This window comes from Pantoea sp. SGAir0418 (assembly GCF_043529865.1).
Genome location: NZ_CP027911.1, coordinates 2,938,364 through 2,957,886, shown reverse-complemented (window position 1 = coordinate 2,957,886; position 19,523 = coordinate 2,938,364). Strand labels below are relative to the sequence as shown.

Sequence of the window (19,523 nt, the reverse complement as noted above, 5' to 3'; positions counted from 1 at the left end):
TAAACCGGTCTCACTCTGATGCTAAAAGGAATGGCTGGGTTGCTGGAGATAAGCGCACTCTTCGGCAAACAGATTAAATAAGCGTTTTGCTGAACGTTGCCACCGTTGAAGATCCTGGGTATTGATTCCATAGCTGCTAAACAGCATAAAGGTATCATCAAGATATTCATCGATTTGCGTAATCAGCGCTTCATCTTCAACATGCTTAATTTTGTAATTCATCGTGAAAGAGGCGATATGCTCAATCAAATCGTTGAGCTGTAAATTGCCTGGCGAAGTGGGATCATTAACCCAGCCGTGATGGCTGTCGGTTAGCGTCGCCATACTTTCGTCAAACAGGTTCTCACACAGAAATTTAAGCTGGGCAATATCATGCCGTTTCGGTGAGTATTCGTCCATCTTTTTCCCCTCCATAGCGAGCACAGTTACCGCGACGCGGCGAGATTTGGAAAAGCTACCAGGGAGCGATCACGAATAAAAAGAATTCAGCGACCTTTTAAATATAATCCACAATCATTAGTTTTGCTCACCCAATTACTAAATATTACAATTCGTCGCACGGTGACGGGCGGGTATTGTCTATCACCTCAAACACCAGTGCACCGGGCGTTGTCTGGAACATAACTTCTTCACGTTGGGTAAAGGTTTCATTTAAATCAAGGCAGGGATTAAATAAATCCCACGTGAAATCGTAAAGCATTTTAAATCGTTTGTGGCCGACGGGCTGAATGGAAATAATGGTAAAACTGTCCGGAACTAATTGCGCGTTTTGAGAATACCACTGTAAATCGCCGGCAAGGTCCTGGGCTATTTTGAGAATATTCCCCTGGATAATCTGGCGTAACTTGCCGCAATCATCCTCATTCACATCAATATCACTATGAATAATAGACTGCATTCTGCATCCCGTAAAAAGCAAGGAGAGTTCTATCATTGGCTTTCAGCCCGGACATTGCAAGCCATTGGTAAACAGAAAGGGCGATTGCTGCGATGGGCGCTGGCTTGATGGCACAAATCGCCCAGGCGTATCGCCGCTGATCAATTTTTGAAACACTTTCGTCCGCGCGTCGCGATGATGCCATCAGGTAGTATATTGTTATGTTATAACATTTTGGTTGCCTATCATGAATCACAGTGGATTACTTCTCTCGCTCGGCGGGCGCCTGCTGGTAGCGCTACTGCTGAGTAGCCTGCTGGCTTTAGCCATCGTCTGGGGCCTGCACCAATGATGCGTTTTCATCGTCTGCAGGGCGGCTATCAGGGCAGGGCGGTGACGCCGGTGGTGAATGGCGAACTGGCGGCCGGCAGTATGACGGCACTGGTCGGGGCCAACGGAACGGGCAAATCAACCTTGCTCAAAACTATCGCCGGACTGCTGCCGCCAGTGGCGGGACGCTGTGAACTGCAGCTGCCGCGAAAAGCGCTGGGCTGGTTGCCGCAGCGCAGCGAGCTGGACACCCGCTTCCCGCTCACCGTCTATGAGCTGGTGGCAATGGGCTGCTGGCCGCGCTGCGGCTGGTTCGGTGGCATCACGCGTGCGCTGAGGCAGGAGATTGATGCCGCGCTGGAGGCGGTGCAGATGCGCGACTTCGCCACTGCGCAGCCCGCGATGCTCTCCGGCGGGCAGTTGCAGCGCGTGCTGTTTGCGCGCCTGATGCTCCAGCGCAGCCAGCTCTGGCTGCTGGACGAACCCTTTAACGGCATTGATACGCCGACAATAACCTTACTGATGTCGATTCTCGAACAGCAGCAGCGGGCGGGCACCACGCTGCTGGTGGTGCTGCATGACAAGCTGCTGGTGGCGCGCCATTTTCGTGACGTGCTGTCGCTGGATGAGCGTGACAGTGCGCAGCAACCGCGGCTGTGCCGGGTGGCGTCATGACGTTACTCCAGCCGTTTATTGAGTTTGGTTTTATGCGCCGGGCGCTGGTGGCCTGCATGGCGCTGGCGATCAGTGCAACGCCGCTCGGCGTCTTTCTCTCGCTGCGCCGTATGAGCCTGGTGGGCGATGCGCTGTCCCATGCGGTACTGCCGGGCGCCGCCATCGGCTATCTGGTGTCCGGCCTGTCGCTGGTGGCGATGGGCATTGGCGGCCTGATTGCCGGGCTGGCGGTGGCGCTGCTGTCCGGTGCGGTCAGCCGTTACACCCACCTGAAGGAGGATGCCAGCTTTTCCGGCTTCTATCTGGGTTCGCTGGCGCTCGGCGTCACGCTGGTATCACTGCGCGGTTCCAGTGTCGATCTGCTGCACGTGTTGTTCGGCTCGCTGCTGGCGGTGGATAACGGCGCGATTGTGCTCGTTGGCAGCATCGCCGCGTTCACCCTGCTGATGCTGGCCGTGATCTTCCGGCCGCTGGTCATTGATGCCTTTGATCCTGATTTTCTGCGTGCGCAGGGGAGATGGAGCGCACCGCTGGTGCACGGCATTTTCCTCACGCTGGTGGTGCTGAATCTGGTGGCGGGTTTTCAGGTGCTCGGCACGCTGATGTCCGTTGGGCTGATGATGCTGCCCGCCACCAGCGCGCGCTTCTGGAGCCGTCACCTTACGCGCATGCTGGCGATTGCCATGCTGCTGGCGCTGATCGCCGCCTTTATCGGCCTGTTGCTCTCCTGGCACTATGCCCTGCCTGCCGGACCGGCGGTGGTACTGAGTGCGGCCGTACTGTTTTTGCTGTCTGTGTTGACAGGACCATGTGGCGGCCTGCTGCGCCGTCGATAATAAGATGACAAGGGGATAGGTATGAAGAAGTTACCGTTGAGTCTGGCGATTGGCGCGATGCTGATTAGCCCGCTGACGCTGGCAAAAACCGTTGATGCCGTAGCCAGTTTTACCGTGCTGGCAGACATCGTTAAACAGGTCGGTGGCGATCACGTTAAGGTGAAATCGCTGGTGGGGCCGGATGGCGATCCGCACACCTTTGAGCCGACGCCGCAGGATAGCCAGGCGCTGGCGCAGGCCGATGTGGTGTTCGTCAGCGGGCTGGGCATGGAAGGCTGGATGGACCGGCTGATTAGCGCGTCCGGCTATAAGGGCACGGTGGTGGTCGCCTCGAACGGCGTCAATACGCGCAAAATGGAGGAGGATGGCAAAACCATCACCGATCCACACGCGTGGAACAGCATGCACAACGGCGTGATCTACGCCACCAACGTGATGAACGCGCTGATCAAAGCCGATCCGGACGATGCCGCCGACATCCGTCACAGCGGTGAACGCTATATTCAGCAGTTGCAGAAGCTGGATAGCTGGGCCAAAAGTGAATTTGCCGGCGTGGCGCAAAGTAAACGCAAGGTACTCACCAGCCATGATGCCTTTGGCTATTTCGGCCAGCGCTACGGCGTGACATTCCTCGCGCCGGTGGGATTCTCAACCGAAGCGGAAGCCAGCGCCAGCGATGTCGCCGCTATCATCAAACAGCTCCGGGCCGAGCATATCACCACCTACTTTATGGAGAATCAGACCGATCCGCGTCTGGTGAAACAGATCGCCAGTGAAACCGGTGCGCAACCCGGTGGCGAGCTCTATCCGGAAGCGCTGTCAGCGGCCAGCGGGCCGGCGCCCACCTATGAGGCGGCGTTTAAGCACAACGTGGAAACTCTGCTGCACAGCATGAAGTAAAAAAAAGGCCGGGGAGCATCCCGGCCAATTATCACGACACTTTCCTAACGTTTTTTCTTTCTTCCCTGCACCGCCTTAAAGCGCGGGTTGGTTTTGCAAATCACATAAATACGACCTTTACGCCGCACGACTTTGCAATCTTTGTGACGGGTCTTGGCAGACCGCAATGAACTGACAACTTGCATGTGGCTGAACTCCGGTTATTTGCTGCGCGTCAGGAAGCTGCCAAAACGCTTGTTGAAGCGCGCGGCGCTGCCCTCTTTGGCAAACTCTTTCTGTTTACCGGTGTAGTAAACGTGCGACTTCGACGACACATCGAGCGTGACGTACGGCAGCTCTTCGCCCTCAAACTGGATGGTACGATCGGTCTGAATCGTCGAGCCGACTTTGAAGTATTCGTCGACGGTGGTGTCATGGAACACCACAGGACGGTAGTACGGATGAATGTTTGGTTTCATAATAGCGCTCTCGTGTAATGTTATAATATAACAATATTATGAACCTCGCGCCGCAGGATTGCAACCACGCTTCCGGTGCGGATTTGTCATGGAACGTGCGGAGCAGGGGAGTGCGCAATAAAAAAGGCCGCTTGCGCGGCCTTTTAGCACAGAGAAATCTATCAGTGAGGGTGATCGACCGGATGGCCCTGTTCCAGCTCAGACTTGTTCTTGCTGAAACGGCGGCGCACCACCACGAAGAACACCGGCACGAAGAAGATCGCCAGCGCGGTGGCCGTCACCATCCCGCCCATTACGCCGGTACCGACGGCGTTCTGTGCGCCGGAGCCGGCACCGCTGCTGATCGCCAGCGGCAGTACGCCGAGGATGAACGCCAGCGACGTCATCAGAATCGGACGCAGACGCATACGTGAGGCTTCCAGCGTCGACTCGACCAGCCCTTTGCCTTCTTTCTCCATCAAATCCTTGGCGAATTCGACGATCAGGATGGCGTTCTTCGCCGAGAGACCAATGGTGGTCAACAGACCCACCACAAAGTACACGTCGTTACTCAGACCGCGCAGCGTGGTGAAGAGCAGGGCGCCAATCACACCCAGCGGCACCACCAGCATGACCGCGAACGGAATCGACCAGCTCTCATACAGCGCGGCCAGACACAGGAACACTACAATCAGCGAAATGGCGTACAGTGCAGGCGCCTGGTTGCCGGACAGGCGTTCCTGATAGGACATGCCGGTCCAGTCGTAGCCGATACCCGCAGGCAGCTTCGAGGCGAGGCTCTCCATCAGGTTCATGGCATCACCCGAGCTCTTGCCCGGTGCCGCCTGACCCAGGATCTCCATTGATGGCAGACCGTTGTAACGCTCCAGACGCGGTGAACCATACTGCCACTTCGCCGAAGAGAAGGCAGAGAACGGCACCATGGTCCCGGCGCTATTGCGCACGTACCATTTGCTGATGTCATCCGGCAGCATGCGAGAGTCGGCCTGACCCATCACGTACACTTTCTTCACGCGACCACGGTCGATGAAGTCGTTGACGTAAGAACCACCCCAGGCCGCACCCAGCGTGGTGTTGATGTCGGACAGCGACACACCAAGCGCCTGCGCTTTTTCCTGATCGATAATCAGTTTGTACTGCGGCGTATCTTCCAGCCCGTTCGGACGCACGCCCACCAGCGTATCCGGATGCTGGGCGATCATGCCAAACAGCTGGTTACGCGCGGCGGTCAGCTTCTCATGGCCGAGGTTACCCTGATCGATCAGCTGGAAGTCGAAACCGGTGGCGTTACCCAGTTCGATAATGGCCGGCAGGTTGAACGGGAACACCATGGCATCTTTGATCTGACCCAGCGCCTGCATCGCACGTCCGGCAATCGCCGGCACTTTCAGGCTGGCATCACCACGCTCATCCCATGGCTTGAGGCTGACGAAGGCGATACCGGTGTTCTGTCCACGACCGGCGAAGCCAAAGCCGTTAACGGTAAACACCGAATTCACGCTGTCTTTCTCTTTGGTCAGGAAGTAATCCGTAACCTGATCCAGCACTTTCTGCGTCCGTTCCTGAGTCGCACCGGCAGGCAGCTGCGCCTGCGCCAGTAACAGCCCCTGATCCTCTTCCGGCAGGAACGAGGTAGGCAGTTTCAGGAACAGGTAAGCCATGCCGACCACAATCAGCAGATAAATCAGCAGATAGCGACCGGTGCTGCGCACAATGTGACCGACGCTGTCGACGTAATGGTTGGTGCTCTTATCAAACAGGCGGTTAAACCAGCCGAAGAAACCGGTGGTTTTGCCGTGTTCGCCTTTTTTGATGGGCTTCAGCATGGTGGCACACAGCGCTGGCGTCAGAATCAACGCCACCAGCACCGACAGCGCCATCGCCGAAACGATGGTGATCGAGAACTGACGATAAATCACCCCGGTTGAGCCGCCGAAGAACGCCATCGGGATAAATACCGCTGACAGCACCAGCGCGATGCCAACCAGCGCGCCCTGAATCTGTTCCATCGAGCGTTTGGTGGCTTCTTTCGGCGGTAATCCCTCTTCCGCCATGACGCGCTCAACGTTTTCCACCACCACGATGGCGTCATCCACCAGCAGGCCGATGGCCAGCACCATGCCGAACATCGTCAGGGTGTTTATTGAGTAGCCAAAGGCACTGATGATGGCAAAGGTGCCCAGCAGCACCACCGGCACGGCGATAGTAGGAATCAGCGTCGCGCGGAAGTTCTGCAGGAACAGATACATTACCAGGAACACCAGCACGATGGCTTCGAACAGCGTTTTCACCACTTCGAAAATGGAGATCTTAACGAATGGCGTGGTGTCGTACGGGTAAACGGTTTTCATGCCGGCCGGGAAGAACGGTTCCAGCTTAGCCAGTTCCGCTTTCACCGCGTCGGCGGTATCCAGTGCGTTGGCGCCGGTCGCCAGTTTGACACCGATACCGGAGGCTGGTTTGCCGTTATAGCGGGCAATGATCTCGTAGTTTTCACCGCCGAGTTCAATCTTCGCGACATCGCGCAGGCGCACCTGTGAGCCGTCCTGATTGACCTTCAGCATGATGTTGCCGAACTCTTCGGTCGAGGTCAGACGCGTCTGGGCAATGATCGAAGCGTTAAGCTGCTGACCTGGCACCGGTGGGGTACCGCCCAGCTGACCAGCGGCCACCTGGGTGTTCTGGGTTTGCAGCGCGCTGATCACATCCACCGGCGTCAGCTGGTAGTTGTTAAGCTTGTGCGGATCGAGCCAGATACGCATCGCATACTGCGCACCAAACACCTGAGTGTCACCGACGCCAGGCGTACGGCTGATCGGATCTTTGATGTTCGACGCTACGTAGTCTGAGATGTCGTTCTGCGTCATGCTGCCATCTTCGCTGACGAAACCGGCGACCATCAGGAAGCTGCTGGAGGATTTTTTCACCTGAATCCCCTGCTGCTGTACTTCCTGCGGCAGCAGTGGCATCGCCAATTGCAGTTTGTTCTGCACCTGCACCTGAGCAATGTCGGCGTCAGTACCAGACTGGAAGGTCAGCGTCAGCGTCAGCGTACCAGAAGAGTCACTGCTCGAGGACATATACATCAGCCCGTCGATGCCGTTCATATTCTGTTCGATAACCTGCGTTACCGAATCCTGTAGCGTTTTCGCATCTGCACCCGGATAAGATGCCTGGATTTCAACTGCCGGCGGCGCAACGTTGGGATATTGCTCGATCGGCAGTTTGATAATCGATAGCGCACCCGCCAGCATAATAATGATGGCAAGCACCCAGGCAAAAATGGGGCGATCGATAAAGAACTTAGCCATGTATCAACGGCTCCTGTTTATGACGATGATTTAGCAGACTGAGATTCCGGTGCGGCTTTGGCATCATCTTTGACTTCCTGCGGCGTCACCTGAGCACCCGGTTTAGCACGCTGAATACCGACGGTAATCACGCGATCGCCCTCTTTCAGGCCATCGGTCACCAGCCATTTGTCGCCAAACGCCTGGTTAGCGGTAATCTTACGCACTTCGACTTTATTATCCGCGCCCACTACCATCGCGGTGGCTTCACCGGTTGGCGTGCGGGTTACGCCGGTCTGCGGTACCAGCAGCGCCGTCGGGTTAGTGCCCTCATCCAGACGTGCACGCACGAACATGCCCGGCAGCAAACGATGATCCGGATTCGGGAAAATCGCGCGCAGGGTAATCGAGCCAGTGGTTTCATCCACGGTAACATCAGAAAATTCCAGTGTGCCCGGCTGGCTGTATGCGCTACCGTTCTGCATCAGCAGGGTAACGTTAGCTTTGCCGTCGTTCTGTTTCAGCTGACCAGACTCCAGCTCGCCGCGCAGGCGCAGGAAATCATCGCTGGATTGGGTCACATCGACGTACATCGGATCGAGTTGCTGCACGGTCGCCAGCGCGGTGGTCTGGCCGTTCGACACCAGCGCACCTTCCGTCACCGAGGATTTACCAATGCGGCCGCTGATTGGCGAGGTCACTTTGGTATACGCCAGGTTAATGCGGGCGGTTTCCACATTGGCCTGCGCCGCCTGGACGGCTGCGGCGGTCTGCGCGGCGGTGGCCGCGGCGTTATCGTAGTCCTGCTGGCTGATATATTTGGTACCCAGCAGCGGCTTGTAACGATTCACCGTCAGCTGGGCAACGCGCGCGTTGGCCTGAGCCTGGGCTAAATCGCCTTTTGCGCTGTCGTAGGCGGCCTGATAGGTGGCGGGATCGATCTGGTACAGCGAATCGCCGGCTTTAACATCACTGCCTTCAACAAAATTACGCTTGAGAATGATACCTGACACCTGCGGACGCACTTCAGCCACGCGGAACGCCGAAGTACGGCCTGGCAGTTCGGTGGTGATTTTCAGGGGCTCGTTTTTTAACGTGACAACACCCACTTCCGGGGGCTGCTGCTGGGCGGCTTGCTGGGATTTATTATCATCACATCCTGTTAACAAAAAGCTGCCTGTAAGCATCACGGCGGCCGCCAGAGGCGCTAATCCTCTGTTTTTATTCATAAATAAACCTCTAGTGTCCGATATCAAATGATCAATGGATCACAAACCGTTAAACCCATTGCTGCGTTAAAACACGGGTCGTGCTATGGTACATACATTCACAAATGTATGTAAACTTGCCAGTTTGTAAAAACAGTCCTCTATGGCACGAAAAACCAAAGCGCAAGCACTTGAAACGCGACATCAAATTCTGGATGCCGCTTTAGCTCACTTTTCTGAACACGGTGTGGCCGCCACCTCACTGGCGGATATCGCCGCGGCCGCTGGCGTCACGCGCGGTGCTATCTACTGGCATTTTAAAAATAAAGCCGATCTGTTACAGGAGATCTGGCTGCGCTGCGACGCCGGGCTCGACGATGTGGAACTTGAGTATCAGACAAAATACCCTGGCGATCCACTTTCTGTAATGCGTTCGATGCTGATCTATATCCTTGAAGCCACAGCAAAGGATCCACAAAGACGCGCATTAATGGAGATTATCTTCCATAAATGTGAGTTCGTTGGCGAAATGTCGACGTTAATGGCGATGCAGCAGGGGCTGCTGCAGGCGTGTTATGACCGCATCGAAGAGGTGCTGCGCAGCTGTATCGAGGCCGGGCAGCTCCCGGCCAGCCTCAACACCCGTCAGGCGGCGCTGCTGATGCGCGGCTACATCAGCGGCATGATGGAGAGCTGGTTGTTCAATCCGCAAAGTTTTGATCTGGTGAGTGAAGCGCCGCAGGTGGTCGAGGCATTTATAGATATGCTGCGCCTGAGCCCGACGCTCGCCGGCACGCGCTAAGCGGTGCGCTCGGCCGCCAGCTTCTGCTCATAATCGCGCTGGACAATCGCCAGCGCAGCCAGCACCGTGGCCGTGGGCACCTGGTTTTCCTCCAGCAGCTGAATTAAATCGACCGCCAGCTTGATGTCGTCCGGCGCGGTATCCAGCGTCATAGTGTCTCCTAAATACGTAGTTTAGCGGCGACCAGCAGCATCAGCAGAGCACCGGCCAGCGCCACGGCAAAGCCCGTCGGATGCAGCGTACCGAGGTCGCCCGTGGTGAAATACGTGGCGATGTAGCCGCCAATCAGCGCGCCGATCACCGCCAGCACCAGCGTCGGCACCAGTCCGCCGGGACGGCCGGGAAACACCCTCCGCTTCAGCCAGCCGGCAGCCAGGCCAATAATAATCCAGATGATAAGGGTCATGCTTCTCCTCCCGTCAGCGCTGTTTCCAGTATAGAGGAAAGCGAACGGCTTACGGCTGCGCCGCGATCTCCAGTTTATGCAGCGCGGCGCGGCAGCGCGCCAGCCGCTCCTGCAGAATCTCCACCTCGCGCATCAGCTGCTGCTGCACGCTCAGCGTTTCAGCGCGCGCCAGGTGCTGTTCGCGCTGCTGCAGCATGGCCAGCAATCGCGTTTCGTAGCCGCGGTACTCATCACGCTTCGGCTGCAGCGGATCGCGCCGCGGCCGTTCACGCACCACGCGCAGTTGCTGGCTACTGCACTCGCGCTGCAGCGCGGCAATCTGGTCCAGCACCTTCTGCGCCAGCCACTGGCGGCGCGACGCATCACTGTCGGACGCCGCGAGCTGCGCCGCATTGTGCTGCAGCTCTTGCAGATAGTCAGCCAGCCGCGTGCCTTTACAGCGAAACAGCTGCGCGTCAAAGCGCGGCTGACGGCAGCTACCGTCCGGCTGCTGCGCAATCTGCTGGCGCAGCGTGTCAATCATTGCGTGCAGACGCTGTTGGGCGGGCAGTTGAGGCATCACTTCGATTCCGTCTGTGTTAACGTAGCGCTGTTGTGACATTTTTCAGGCATCTGGCATGCAGCGCATTTTACTGTTAAGCCTTGGCTGGCTGGCGATTGTGCTGGGCACGCTGGGCATTGTATTACCTTTACTACCGACCACGCCATTCGTGTTGCTGGCCGCCTGGTGTTTTGCCCGCTCGTCGCCACGCTTTCACCACTGGCTGCTGTGGCGCTCGCCGTTTGGCCGCTATCTGCGCCACTGGCAGCAGCATCGCGCCATGCCGCCCGGTGCCAAAAGCCGCGCCATGTTGCTGATTGTCATCACCTTTGCGGTTTCAATCTGGCTGGTGAAGCTGCTGTGGCTGCGCATCCTGCTCGGTGTGATGCTGGCGCTGCTGCTGCTCATGCTGTGGCGCATCCCGGTTGTAGCAGAAAGTGCGAACCCGCACGAACCGTAGCATCAGGGTTGCATTTAGCCGGCTGTTTGCTTAGATTTGGGCATCTTCGTGCGTGGCTTCCCTTTGAGAAACGACTTCGCTTAACCCGGTTTCCGGGTATTGGCGCTGTGGAAGCTGCGCGTTTTAGATATTTTTCCAGGCGTAACCTTTATGACCGCAACTGCGCAGCAGCTTGAACTGATCAAAAACAGCATCAAAAGCATTCCTGACTATCCGAAGCCGGGCATCCTGTTCCGTGACGTCACCAGTCTGATGGAAGATCCGCAGGCGTATGCCGCAGCGATCGCCATTCTGGTGGAGCGTTATCGTAATAAAGGCATCACCAAAGTGGTGGGCACCGAAGCGCGTGGCTTCCTGTTCGGGGCGCCTGTTGCGCTGGGTCTGGGCGTGGGATTTGTGCCGGTGCGCAAGCCGGGCAAACTGCCGCGTGAAACTTTCAGCGAAAGCTATGAACTGGAGTACGGTTCAGACGCGCTGGAACTGCACAAAGACGCCATCAAACCCGGCGATGTGGTACTGGTGGTGGACGATCTGCTGGCTACCGGCGGCACCCTTGAAGCCACGGTGAAACTGATTCGTCGTGCGGGCGGTGAAGTTAAAGACGCCGCGTTCGTGATCAACCTGTTTGATTTAAGCGGCGAAGCGCGCCTGAACGCGCTGGGTATCGACTGCTACAGCCTGGTCAACTTCCCCGGCCACTAAGGCCATCGCGCCGCCAGCCTTGATGCCCGGCGGCGCCTCTCTTCGCACTCCCTGACAGGCGTATTCCGCCCTGAAGCGCAGCGCGCAACGTATCACGGGTATAGGCATATCCGGCTGTGGCTGTTACACTCCTGTCAAAATAAACAGGGTTTGCGTCACCGCATTTTTCCCCTAAGTCCCACGGCAGAATCGGCGCAACTGAGCGTGCTGCTGTGCCAGGTTAAACAACTCCAGTGATTGAATCCACATGAGCTATCAGGTACTTGCGCGAAAATGGCGTCCCCAGGCTTTCGCCGACGTAGTCGGTCAGGAACATGTGCTGACGGCGCTGGCCAACGGGTTGTCACTGGGACGCATCCATCATGCCTATCTGTTTTCCGGCACGCGCGGCGTGGGGAAAACCTCGATTGCGCGTCTGCTGGCCAAAGGCCTCAACTGCGAAACCGGTATTACGGCCACGCCCTGTGGACAGTGCGATAACTGTCGCGAGATTGAACAGGGGCGCTTTGTCGATCTGATTGAAATCGATGCTGCCTCGCGCACCAAAGTGGAAGACACGCGCGACCTGCTGGATAACGTCCAGTATGCACCCGCACGCGGGCGCTTTAAGGTCTATCTGATCGATGAAGTGCACATGCTGTCGCGCCACAGCTTTAATGCGCTGCTGAAAACGCTGGAAGAGCCGCCGTCACACGTGAAATTCCTGCTGGCGACCACCGATCCGCAGAAGCTGCCGGTAACCATTCTGTCGCGCTGCCTGCAGTTCCACCTGAAAGCCCTCGACGTCGAACAAATTCAGCAGCAGCTGGCGCACGTGCTGCAGCAGGAGCAGATTGACGCCGAGCCGCGCGCGCTGCATCTGCTGGCGCGTGCCGCCGACGGCAGTATGCGCGATGCGCTCAGCCTCACCGATCAGGCGATTGCCATGGGGCAGGGCAGCGTCACGCGCGACAGCGTGGCGCAAATGCTGGGCACGCTGGATGATGAACAGCCGCTGGCGCTGATTGAAGCGCTGGTGGAAGGCAACGGCGAACAGGTGATGGCGCTGCTGAATCAGGCCGCATCGCGCGGCGTGGAGTGGGAGGCGCTGCTGGTGGAGATGCTGCGTCTGCTGCACCGTATCGCGATGGTCCAGCTGCTGCCCAGCTCGCTTGGCGAAGATGATGCCAGCCAGGCGCAGCGCCTGCGCGAACTGGCGCGCGTGCTGCCGCCTGCTGACGTTCAGCTCTATTATCAGACGCTGCTGATGGGGCGCAAAGATTTGCCGCTGGCGCCGGATCGCCGGCTCGGCGTGGAAATGACGCTGCTGCGTGCACTGGCGTTTCATCCGCAGGCCACCATCGCTGAACCGGTGGCGCGCCCGTCGCTGACGCCGCAGGCCGCACCGGCCGTTGCCGCGCCAGCGCCTCAGACCAAAGCCGCACCCGCTGTGGCCGCGCAGCCGCAGATGGCACCGCCGATGGATGAGTCGCCGCCGCCGGCCGATGATTATCCCGATATGGCACCGGCCCCGGATAACTTGCCCGACGCCACCAGTCAGCTGTTACAGGCGCGGACGCAGCTGCTGCGTCAGGGAGCCGGCAAAGCAAAAAAGAGTGAGCCGGCAGCGCGTTCCGCGCGGCCGGCAAACCCGGCGCTGGAACGTCTGGCAAGCGTCACCGAGCGCGTGCAACAGCGCGCGTCTGAACCGGCGGTAAAAGCGCCGGCGAAACCGGAAGCGTATCGCTGGAAAGCTCAGCAGCAGGAGGAGATCAAGCCGGAGCCGGTGGCGACGCCAAAAGCCTTGCGTTCTGCGCTGGAGCATGAGAAAACGCCAGAGCTGGCGCTCAAACTGGCGGAAGAGGCGCTGCAGCGCGATGCCTGGGCGGCGGAAATCGCCACGCTGACGCTGCCGAAGCTGGTCCAGCAGGTCGCGCTGAACGCGTGGAAAGAGGTGAATGAGCAGGGCGTGACGCTGCATTTGCGCAGCAGCCAGCGTCATCTCAACTCTGCCCCGGCGCGCCAGGCGATTCAGGAGGCGCTGAGCCAGGCGGCCGGCCAGCCGGTTGAACTGACCATCGTGGAAGACGATAATCCGGCGGTATTGACGCCGCTGGAGTGGCGTCAGGCTATTTATGAAGAGAAACTGGCGCAGGCGCGTCAGTCGATCGAAAGCGATACCCACATTCAGACGCTGCGTCGCTTCTTTGATGCGGACCTGGATGAAGAGAGTATCCGACCCGTATGATCACGCTGTCGCGCAGCGTTGCGCGCAGCCCCAGCAGAGAGAGAAAACTATGTTTGGTAAAGGCGGATTGGGCAACCTGATGAAACAGGCCCAGCAGATGCAGGATAAAATGGCCAAAGTTCAGGAAGAGATCGCCGCACTGGAAGTCACCGGCGAATCAGGGGCTGGCCTGGTCAAAGTGACCATCAACGGTGCGCACAACTGCCGCCGCGTGGAAGTCGATCCCAGCCTGCTGGAAGATGACAAAGAGATGCTGGAAGATCTGATCGCTGCGGCGTTCAACGATGCGGCGCGCCGTATTGATGAAACGCAGAAAGAGAAGATGGCGTCCGTCTCTGCCGGTATGCAGCTGCCGCCTGGCTTCAAGATGCCGTTCTGATGCAAACCAGTCCACTGCTTGAAGCTTTGATGGAGTCGCTGCGCTGTTTGCCGGGCGTTGGCCCGAAATCGGCGCAGCGCATGGCGTTTCATCTGTTGCAGCGCGATCGCAGCGGTGGCATGCGTCTGGCGCAGGCGCTGACCCGCGCCATGGCAGAAATCGGCCACTGTTCCGACTGCCGCACCTTCACCGAGCAGGAGATCTGCACCATCTGCGCCAATCCCCGCCGTCAGCAAAACGGCCAGATTTGCGTAGTGGAGAGCCCGGCGGATATCCACGCCATCGAGCAGACCGGCCAGTTTGGCGGTCGTTACTTTGTGCTGATGGGCCATCTGTCGCCGCTGGACGGCATCGGCCCGCAGGACATTGGCCTGGATCGGCTGGAGCAGCGCCTCGAACGTGAGACGCTGCAGGAGGTGATCCTCGCCACCAACCCCACGGTGGAAGGCGAAGCCACGGCTAACTATATCGCCGAGCTGTGCGGCCAGTATGGCGTTGACGCCAGCCGCATTGCGCACGGGGTTCCGGTTGGCGGTGAACTGGAAATGGTCGACGGCACAACGCTGTCGCACTCGCTTGCCGGACGGCACAAGATTAAATTCTGACCACTTGCCGGTATCCTGCTGCGATACCGGCTTGAAATTCTTCCCACCATCCCCATTTCACTCTCAACAATTGATCAACCCCGATTCTGTTGAGGTAGCAATGACCATGAAAGGACAAGAGACGCGTGGCTTCCAGTCAGAGGTAAAACAACTTCTGCACCTGATGATCCATTCCCTCTATTCAAACAAAGAGATTTTCCTGCGTGAACTGATCTCCAACGCCTCCGATGCGGCTGACAAGCTGCGCTTCCGCGCACTGTCGACGCCGGATCTGTACGAAGGCGATGGCGACCTGCGCGTGCGTATCTCGGTCGACAAGGAAAAACGCACGCTGACGCTGAGCGATAACGGCATCGGTATGCGCCGTGATGAGGTGATTGAAAACCTCGGCACCATCGCGAAATCCGGTACCAAAGCGTTTCTGGAATCGATGGGTTCCGATCAGGCAAAAGACAGCCAGCTTATCGGCCAGTTCGGTGTCGGTTTCTACTCGGCGTTTATCGTCGCTGACAAAGTGACGGTACGCACCCGTGCCGCGGGCGCCAAAGCCGACGAAGGCGTGTTCTGGGAATCCGCTGGCGAAGGCGAGTATACGCTGGCGGAGATTGAGAAAGCCGATCGCGGCACCGAAATTACGCTGCACTTCCGTGAAGGCGAAGATGACTTCCTTGACGCGTGGCGCGTGCGCAACGTGATCAGCAAATATTCCGATCACATCGCGCTGCCGGTGGAGATCGAGACCAAAGACGAAGAGAACGACACCGTCACCTGGGAGAAGATCAACAAAGCCCAGGCGCTGTGGACGCGCAACAAAGGCGAAATCAGCGACGAAGAGTACAACGAGTTCTACAAACACATCGCCCATGATTTCAGCGACCCGGCCATCTGGAGCCACAACCGCGTCGAAGGTAAGCAGGAGTACACCAGCCTGCTGTACATCCCGTCGCGTGCGCCGTTCGACATGTGGAACCGCGACAGCAAGCACGGTCTGAAACTGTACGTGCAGCGCGTCTTTATCATGGATGACGCGGAACAGTTCATGCCGAACTACCTGCGCTTTGTGCGTGGCCTGATTGATTCCAGCGATCTGCCGCTCAACGTTTCCCGTGAGATCCTGCAGGACAGCCGCGTCACGCAGAGCCTGCGCGCCGCGCTGACCAAACGCAGCCTGCAGATGCTGGAAAAACTGGCCAAAGACGACGCAGAGAAATATCAGCAGTTCTGGAAAGAGTTCGGTCTGGTACTGAAAGAGGGGCCGGCGGAAGATCATGCCAACCAGGAGGCGATTGCTAAACTGCTGCGTTTCGCCACCACCCAGAGCGAAGGCGCGGCGCAGACCGTTTCGCTTGACGATTACGTCAGCCGCATGGTTGAAGGGCAGGAGAAGATTTACTACATCACTGCCGACAGCTATGCCGCCGCGAAAAGCAGCCCGCATCTGGAGCTGTTCCGTAAGAAAGGCATCGAGGTCCTGCTGCTGTCCGATCGTATCGACGAGTGGATGATGAGCTACCTGACGGAGTTCGATGGCAAAGCGTTCCAGTCGGTGAGCAAAGCGGATGAGTCGCTGAGCAAGCTGGCGGACGAAGAGACGGAAGCACAGAAGGAAGCGGAAAAAGCGCTGGAGCCGTTTGTTGATCGCGTGAAAACCCTGCTGGGCGAGCGCGTCAAAGAGGTGCGCCTGACCCATCGCCTCACCGACACGCCGGCGATTGTCACCACCGACGCCAACGAAATGACCACGCAGATGGCGAAGCTGTTCGCTGCAGCCGGTCAGGATGTGCCGGAAGTGAAGTACATCTTTGAGATCAACCCGGAGCATACGCTGGTGAAACGCGTGGCTGATACGCAGGATGAAGCGCGCTTTGCGGAGTGGGTTGAACTGTTGCTGGATCAGGCGCTGCTGGCTGAGCGCGGCACGCTGGACGATCCTAACCAGTTTATCCGCCGCATGAATCAGTTGCTGACGGCGTAACGCGGTGCGGTAATCGAAACGGTCGGCATAAATGCCGACCCTACAGGTTACCTGTCACCGATTCGACAACTGTCCACTCTCTGTAGGGTCGTCATTAATGACGACCTTTTTTATTTATGCCGCCCTTGCTTACTTCAGCGCTTCATCCCGCAGCCAATCCCGGAACAACGTAATCTCCGCATCGTGCTGGCGTGACCGCTTGGTCATCATCCAGGTGGCACGGTCGGCGCGCACAAACCCCAGCGGCGCAATCAGCGTGCCGTCGTTCAGCTCCTGACGCACCAGCAGGCGCGGCGCCACAATCACGCCCAGCCCGTTTCTCGCGGCCTGAATCGCCAGCGTCAGATTATCGAAATGTTTGCCCAGCCAAAAATTACCGCGCACGCCGCTGATCTTCGCCCATTCGGCCCAGGCCTGCAGGCGGGTATCGGCGTGCAAAAGCGGCAGCGACGCCAGATCCTGCTCGCTGTGAAAACGCGCCGCGTACTGTGGGGCGCACAGCGGGCCAACGTAATCATCGCTGATGAGCGAGGCATCAATGTCGTCGTCCGGCGCCTGTTCATAACTGAGGATCAGCACATCGGTGTGCTCGCTGCGCAGCTGAGCAATCTCGCCCTGCGGCTGAAATTGCACTTCAATATCCGGATAGCGCTGGTAAAAGCTGCTGATGCGCGGAATCAGCCACTGGGATAAAAAACTTGGGGTACAGGCGACGCTCAGATGATTGCGCATCCCGGTGCGAATACTTACGCAGGTGGTAGAGAGTTCGCTAAAGGCTTTCTGGCAGCTCACCAGCAGACGTTCGCCGTGAGAGGTTAAGCGCACGCGCCCGTTAGTGCGGATGAACAGGGGTTTGCCCATCCAGCTCTCCAGCTGGCGAATCTGATGGCTGATGGCGCTGTGGGTGACATGGAGACATTCGGCCGCGACGCTAAAGCTGCAATGCAGCGCCGCCTGATGAAAATAGTGCAGTGCACGTAACGACGGAAGCGCGGTCATACTCATCCCCTGTGTAAAAACCTAACAGGGATTGTCAGTTTATATCATTTTAATGTCCAGCCGCATTAACCTAACCTTTCCTGCTTAATCTGGCGGGTTGACGGACCGGCTGCGCTGTGTACAGCAGCGGTGATGTCCGCTGCCAGCGCCAGCTTCACACAGCAGAATAACCAAGAGAAATGTCACGTGATGACTTCACAACAGGCTACTGCCAGGGCGGCGGCGCGCGATCGGCTGCGCGGCTTGCTGTCCCGTCACTATCGGCTGGAAAATTACGATCTGTTTTTTGCCCCTTCACTGCACATCGCGCGCGTGCTGCTCTCGCAACTGTTTCTGCGCCAGGAGCAGGCGCGCAATCAGACGCGCTACGCCGCGCAATATCCGGTCAGCGAACTCAGCGTGCTGCCAGCCCTGCCGATGATGGCGGGCAATATCGCGCTGGTCGATCACGTCGATATGCAGCAGGGCCGGGTGCGCAATCTGAACGCCTGCCAGAGCCAGGGCGTGACGCACGCGTCCGGCTCCTTCGCCAGCGTGTTGCATAAACGACTCATCAGCGAGGCACGACTGTTTGTCACCCAGCTGAATCAGCATGCGATGCTGAGCGACGATCTGGTGCTGATTGCGCTGCGTACCCATGATTTTAGTACGCTGGTGCGCAGCGAACTGCGGCTGTTCGAACAGGGACTGGCGCTGGGTGACGCGCCGGAACGCGCGCTGGAGTGCATGGCGCAGGACGACTGGCAGCCCTTTAACGTTGCCAGTGTCGACAGCCTGACGCTGGATACGCCGTTCACGCTGCAGTCGATTCACCAGCCCGGCCTGCCGTTTGCGCTGCTGCCCTTGCCGCCCGGCAGTGCGCTGCCAGCGTTGCCCGCGGATATGCAGCTGCTGCCCGCGCCGCATCGCCTGTTTTTGCCGGTCAGCGTACGCGGCAACGGCAATAAGCCGCAGAACGTCACCGCTGCGCTAAAAAAACGGCTGCGCGAGGTGCTCAGAGACAGCCGAAATTCTTAAAAACGCGCCTGCTACTGGCGCACCGCGCTAAAGCAGGTCAAAGTAGGCCTTTCAGCGCCCGGGGGCCCGTTGCCTTGTGGTGTGCGGGTCATAATGGTATGTTCTTGGCCTTCTCAGATTGATCAATGCGATTCGCAAGGGGAATTACGCAATGCGTATTATTCTGCTCGGGGCACCGGGCGCAGGTAAGGGCACTCAGGCTCAATTCATCATGGAGAAATACGGTATTCCGCAGATCTCCACGGGCGACATGTTGCGTGCGGCTGTCAAAGCCGGCACCGAATTGGGCCAGCAGGCGAAAGCCATCATGGATGCCGGTAAACTGGTAACTGACGAGCTGGTGATTGCGCTGGTTAAAGAGCGTATCGCGCAGGAAGACTGCAAAAACGGCTTCCTGCTCGATGGTTTCCCACGCACCATTCCGCAGGCTGACGCCATGAAAGAGGCGGGCATCAAGGTGGATTACGTGCTCGAGTTCGCCGTTCCGGACGAACTGATTGTCGATCGCATTGTCGGCCGCCGCGTGCATGCGCCGTCAGGCCGCGTTTACCACATCAAATACAATCCGCCAAAAGTGGAAGGTAAAGATGACGTGACCGGCGAAGAGCTGACCACGCGTAAAGACGACCAGGAAGAGACCGTGCGTAAGCGTCTGGTGGAATACCATCAGCTGACCGCGCCGCTGATTGCTTACTACAGCAAAGAAGCCGAAGCCGGTAACACCGAATACCACAAAATCGACGGCACCCGCCAGGTGACCGAAGTGAGTGCACAGCTGGCCGATATCCTCGGCTAAGTGGTGACCAGGGCCGGTTGTCCGGCCCTTTTGCAGCAAT

22 protein-coding genes and 1 other annotated feature are annotated in these 19,523 nt (G+C 58.1%); of the genes, 12 read left to right on the top strand and 10 right to left on the bottom strand.

The window, feature by feature from the left end:
• Positions 1-21: 21 nt before the first annotated feature.
• Together tomB and C1N84_RS13885 are read right to left on the bottom strand one after the other, a co-directional pair.
• A complete protein-coding gene (gene tomB, locus C1N84_RS13890; RefSeq protein ID WP_021313568.1) occupies positions 22-399 on the bottom strand; it encodes an Hha toxicity modulator TomB in 378 nt (125 codons plus the stop codon).
• A gap of 145 nt (positions 400-544) precedes the next feature.
• The gene (locus C1N84_RS13885) at positions 545-898 is read right to left on the bottom strand and encodes a hypothetical protein (protein ID WP_031279656.1); all 354 of its coding nucleotides are present in this window, start codon (positions 896-898) and stop codon (positions 545-547) included.
• Positions 899-1,225: 327 nt separating this feature from the next.
• Here C1N84_RS13885 and C1N84_RS13880 point away from each other — a divergent pair, with 327 nt between their 5' ends.
• Genes C1N84_RS13880 through C1N84_RS13870 form a run of 3 tightly spaced genes read left to right on the top strand, consistent with a single transcriptional unit; the run spans position 1,226 to position 3,618 of the window.
• Positions 1,226-1,882 (top strand): metal ABC transporter ATP-binding protein, encoded by a 657-nt coding sequence (locus C1N84_RS13880; protein WP_021507205.1) that lies wholly within the window; start codon positions 1,226-1,228, stop codon positions 1,880-1,882.
• Positions 1,879-2,718, top strand: coding sequence for a metal ABC transporter permease (locus C1N84_RS13875; protein WP_058775239.1), 840 nt, complete (start codon positions 1,879-1,881; stop codon positions 2,716-2,718). The genes C1N84_RS13880 and C1N84_RS13875 overlap by 4 nt, the downstream gene beginning before the upstream one ends.
• Positions 2,719-2,739: 21 nt before the next feature.
• Positions 2,740-3,618, top strand: coding sequence for a metal ABC transporter substrate-binding protein (locus C1N84_RS13870; RefSeq protein WP_058769397.1), 879 nt, complete (start codon positions 2,740-2,742; stop codon positions 3,616-3,618).
• A gap of 44 nt (positions 3,619-3,662) precedes the next feature.
• Here the strand turns inward: C1N84_RS13870 and ykgO are convergent, their stop codons facing one another.
• The 4 genes from ykgO to C1N84_RS13850 all read right to left on the bottom strand — a co-directional run bounded on the left by ykgO (position 3,663) and on the right by C1N84_RS13850 (position 8,595).
• The gene (gene ykgO, locus C1N84_RS13865) at positions 3,663-3,803 is read right to left on the bottom strand and encodes a type B 50S ribosomal protein L36 (protein ID WP_010616859.1); all 141 of its coding nucleotides are present in this window, start codon (positions 3,801-3,803) and stop codon (positions 3,663-3,665) included.
• 15 nt (positions 3,804-3,818) lie between these two features.
• The gene (locus C1N84_RS13860; protein WP_264441566.1) at positions 3,819-4,076 is read right to left on the bottom strand and encodes a type B 50S ribosomal protein L31; all 258 of its coding nucleotides are present in this window, start codon (positions 4,074-4,076) and stop codon (positions 3,819-3,821) included.
• Positions 4,077-4,237: 161 nt separating this feature from the next.
• Positions 4,238-7,387 (bottom strand): multidrug efflux RND transporter permease subunit AcrB, encoded by a 3,150-nt coding sequence (locus C1N84_RS13855; protein ID WP_021507209.1) that lies wholly within the window; start codon positions 7,385-7,387, stop codon positions 4,238-4,240.
• A 17-nt stretch (positions 7,388-7,404) separates the two neighbouring features.
• On the bottom strand, positions 7,405-8,595 hold the full coding sequence (locus C1N84_RS13850; RefSeq protein ID WP_058757947.1) for an efflux RND transporter periplasmic adaptor subunit: 1,191 nt from the start codon (positions 8,593-8,595) through the stop codon (positions 7,405-7,407).
• A gap of 142 nt (positions 8,596-8,737) precedes the next feature.
• Here C1N84_RS13850 and acrR point away from each other — a divergent pair, with 142 nt between their 5' ends.
• Entirely contained in the window at positions 8,738-9,376 is a 639-nt protein-coding gene (gene acrR, locus C1N84_RS13845) for a multidrug efflux transporter transcriptional repressor AcrR (protein ID WP_031279658.1), read from the top strand.
• On the opposite strand, the gene rsmS is transcribed toward acrR, so the two are convergent.
• The 3 genes from rsmS to priC are packed head-to-tail and all read right to left on the bottom strand — an operon-like array spanning position 9,373 to position 10,341.
• Positions 9,373-9,528, bottom strand: a complete 156-nt coding sequence (gene rsmS, locus C1N84_RS13840) for a pleiotropic regulatory protein RsmS (RefSeq protein WP_021507212.1) — start codon at positions 9,526-9,528, stop codon at positions 9,373-9,375. The genes acrR and rsmS overlap by 4 nt on opposite strands.
• An 8-nt stretch (positions 9,529-9,536) precedes the next feature.
• On the bottom strand, positions 9,537-9,782 hold the full coding sequence (locus C1N84_RS13835; RefSeq protein ID WP_010616865.1) for a GlsB/YeaQ/YmgE family stress response membrane protein: 246 nt from the start codon (positions 9,780-9,782) through the stop codon (positions 9,537-9,539).
• Between the two features lie 49 nt (positions 9,783-9,831).
• Positions 9,832-10,341 (bottom strand): primosomal replication protein PriC, encoded by a 510-nt coding sequence (gene priC / locus C1N84_RS13830; RefSeq protein WP_021507214.1) that lies wholly within the window; start codon positions 10,339-10,341, stop codon positions 9,832-9,834.
• 58 nt (positions 10,342-10,399) lie between these two features.
• Here priC and C1N84_RS13825 point away from each other — a divergent pair, with 58 nt between their 5' ends.
• The 6 genes from C1N84_RS13825 to htpG all read left to right on the top strand — a co-directional run bounded on the left by C1N84_RS13825 (position 10,400) and on the right by htpG (position 16,671).
• Entirely contained in the window at positions 10,400-10,783 is a 384-nt protein-coding gene (locus C1N84_RS13825) for a DUF454 family protein (RefSeq protein WP_058775241.1), read from the top strand.
• Positions 10,784-10,933: 150 nt separating this feature from the next.
• Positions 10,934-11,485, top strand: coding sequence for an adenine phosphoribosyltransferase (gene apt, locus C1N84_RS13820; RefSeq protein ID WP_031279659.1), 552 nt, complete (start codon positions 10,934-10,936; stop codon positions 11,483-11,485).
• 247 nt (positions 11,486-11,732) lie between these two features.
• Positions 11,733-13,712 carry a DNA polymerase III subunit gamma/tau gene (dnaX, locus tag C1N84_RS13815; protein ID WP_132466464.1) on the top strand — a complete coding sequence of 660 codons (1,980 nt, stop codon included), beginning with the start codon at positions 11,733-11,735 and terminating at the stop codon, positions 13,710-13,712.
• Positions 13,054-13,115, top strand: a sequence feature (DnaX frameshifting element). Its footprint overlaps the gene before it by 62 nt.
• Positions 13,713-13,761: 49 nt before the next feature.
• Complete coding sequence (locus C1N84_RS13810; protein WP_010616869.1) at positions 13,762-14,091, top strand: YbaB/EbfC family nucleoid-associated protein; 330 nt, start codon at positions 13,762-13,764, stop codon at positions 14,089-14,091.
• Entirely contained in the window at positions 14,091-14,696 is a 606-nt protein-coding gene (gene recR / locus C1N84_RS13805) for a recombination mediator RecR (RefSeq protein ID WP_031279660.1), read from the top strand. Before C1N84_RS13810 ends, recR begins: the two co-directional genes overlap by 1 nt.
• A 100-nt stretch (positions 14,697-14,796) precedes the next feature.
• Positions 14,797-16,671 carry a molecular chaperone HtpG gene (gene htpG / locus C1N84_RS13800; protein WP_059012363.1) on the top strand — a complete coding sequence of 625 codons (1,875 nt, stop codon included), beginning with the start codon at positions 14,797-14,799 and terminating at the stop codon, positions 16,669-16,671.
• 129 nt (positions 16,672-16,800) lie between these two features.
• Here htpG and C1N84_RS13795 read toward each other — a convergent pair whose 3' ends face one another.
• The gene (locus C1N84_RS13795; RefSeq protein WP_058769402.1) at positions 16,801-17,670 is read right to left on the bottom strand and encodes a LysR substrate-binding domain-containing protein; all 870 of its coding nucleotides are present in this window, start codon (positions 17,668-17,670) and stop codon (positions 16,801-16,803) included.
• A 189-nt stretch (positions 17,671-17,859) separates the two neighbouring features.
• Between C1N84_RS13795 and C1N84_RS13790 the strand changes: the two genes are divergently transcribed.
• Both C1N84_RS13790 and adk read left to right on the top strand, forming a co-directional pair.
• Complete coding sequence (locus C1N84_RS13790) at positions 17,860-18,687, top strand: DUF6024 family protein (RefSeq protein ID WP_058769403.1); 828 nt, start codon at positions 17,860-17,862, stop codon at positions 18,685-18,687.
• A gap of 151 nt (positions 18,688-18,838) precedes the next feature.
• On the top strand, positions 18,839-19,483 hold the full coding sequence (gene adk / locus C1N84_RS13785; RefSeq protein ID WP_021507222.1) for an adenylate kinase: 645 nt from the start codon (positions 18,839-18,841) through the stop codon (positions 19,481-19,483).
• Positions 19,484-19,523: the final 40 nt, after the last annotated feature.

Excerpts from the sequence above, each read along its gene's own strand:
- recR (WP_031279660.1), top strand. The coding sequence starts at position 14,091 with ATGCAAACCAGTCCACTGCTTGAAGCTTTGATGGAGTCGCTGCGCTGT.
- C1N84_RS13885 (WP_031279656.1), bottom strand. The coding sequence starts at position 898 with ATGCAGTCTATTATTCATAGTGATATTGATGTGAATGAGGATGATTGC.
- C1N84_RS13825 (WP_058775241.1), top strand. The coding sequence starts at position 10,400 with ATGCAGCGCATTTTACTGTTAAGCCTTGGCTGGCTGGCGATTGTGCTG.
- C1N84_RS13810 (WP_010616869.1), top strand. The coding sequence starts at position 13,762 with ATGTTTGGTAAAGGCGGATTGGGCAACCTGATGAAACAGGCCCAGCAG.
- adk (WP_021507222.1), top strand. The coding sequence starts at position 18,839 with ATGCGTATTATTCTGCTCGGGGCACCGGGCGCAGGTAAGGGCACTCAG.
- C1N84_RS13835 (WP_010616865.1), bottom strand. The coding sequence starts at position 9,782 with ATGACCCTTATCATCTGGATTATTATTGGCCTGGCTGCCGGCTGGCTG.
- acrR (WP_031279658.1), top strand. The coding sequence starts at position 8,738 with ATGGCACGAAAAACCAAAGCGCAAGCACTTGAAACGCGACATCAAATT.
- apt (WP_031279659.1), top strand. The coding sequence starts at position 10,934 with ATGACCGCAACTGCGCAGCAGCTTGAACTGATCAAAAACAGCATCAAA.
- C1N84_RS13850 (WP_058757947.1), bottom strand. The coding sequence starts at position 8,595 with ATGAATAAAAACAGAGGATTAGCGCCTCTGGCGGCCGCCGTGATGCTT.
- htpG (WP_059012363.1), top strand. The coding sequence starts at position 14,797 with ATGACCATGAAAGGACAAGAGACGCGTGGCTTCCAGTCAGAGGTAAAA.
- tomB (WP_021313568.1), bottom strand. The coding sequence starts at position 399 with ATGGACGAATACTCACCGAAACGGCATGATATTGCCCAGCTTAAATTT.
- C1N84_RS13855 (WP_021507209.1), bottom strand. The coding sequence starts at position 7,387 with ATGGCTAAGTTCTTTATCGATCGCCCCATTTTTGCCTGGGTGCTTGCC.
- priC (WP_021507214.1), bottom strand. The coding sequence starts at position 10,341 with ATGCCTCAACTGCCCGCCCAACAGCGTCTGCACGCAATGATTGACACG.
- C1N84_RS13790 (WP_058769403.1), top strand. The coding sequence starts at position 17,860 with ATGACTTCACAACAGGCTACTGCCAGGGCGGCGGCGCGCGATCGGCTG.
- C1N84_RS13880 (WP_021507205.1), top strand. The coding sequence starts at position 1,226 with ATGATGCGTTTTCATCGTCTGCAGGGCGGCTATCAGGGCAGGGCGGTG.
- C1N84_RS13870 (WP_058769397.1), top strand. The coding sequence starts at position 2,740 with ATGAAGAAGTTACCGTTGAGTCTGGCGATTGGCGCGATGCTGATTAGC.
- ykgO (WP_010616859.1), bottom strand. The coding sequence starts at position 3,803 with ATGCAAGTTGTCAGTTCATTGCGGTCTGCCAAGACCCGTCACAAAGAT.
- C1N84_RS13795 (WP_058769402.1), bottom strand. The coding sequence starts at position 17,670 with ATGACCGCGCTTCCGTCGTTACGTGCACTGCACTATTTTCATCAGGCG.
- C1N84_RS13875 (WP_058775239.1), top strand. The coding sequence starts at position 1,879 with ATGACGTTACTCCAGCCGTTTATTGAGTTTGGTTTTATGCGCCGGGCG.
- C1N84_RS13860 (WP_264441566.1), bottom strand. The coding sequence starts at position 4,076 with ATGAAACCAAACATTCATCCGTACTACCGTCCTGTGGTGTTCCATGAC.
- rsmS (WP_021507212.1), bottom strand. The coding sequence starts at position 9,528 with ATGACGCTGGATACCGCGCCGGACGACATCAAGCTGGCGGTCGATTTA.
- dnaX (WP_132466464.1), top strand. The coding sequence starts at position 11,733 with ATGAGCTATCAGGTACTTGCGCGAAAATGGCGTCCCCAGGCTTTCGCC.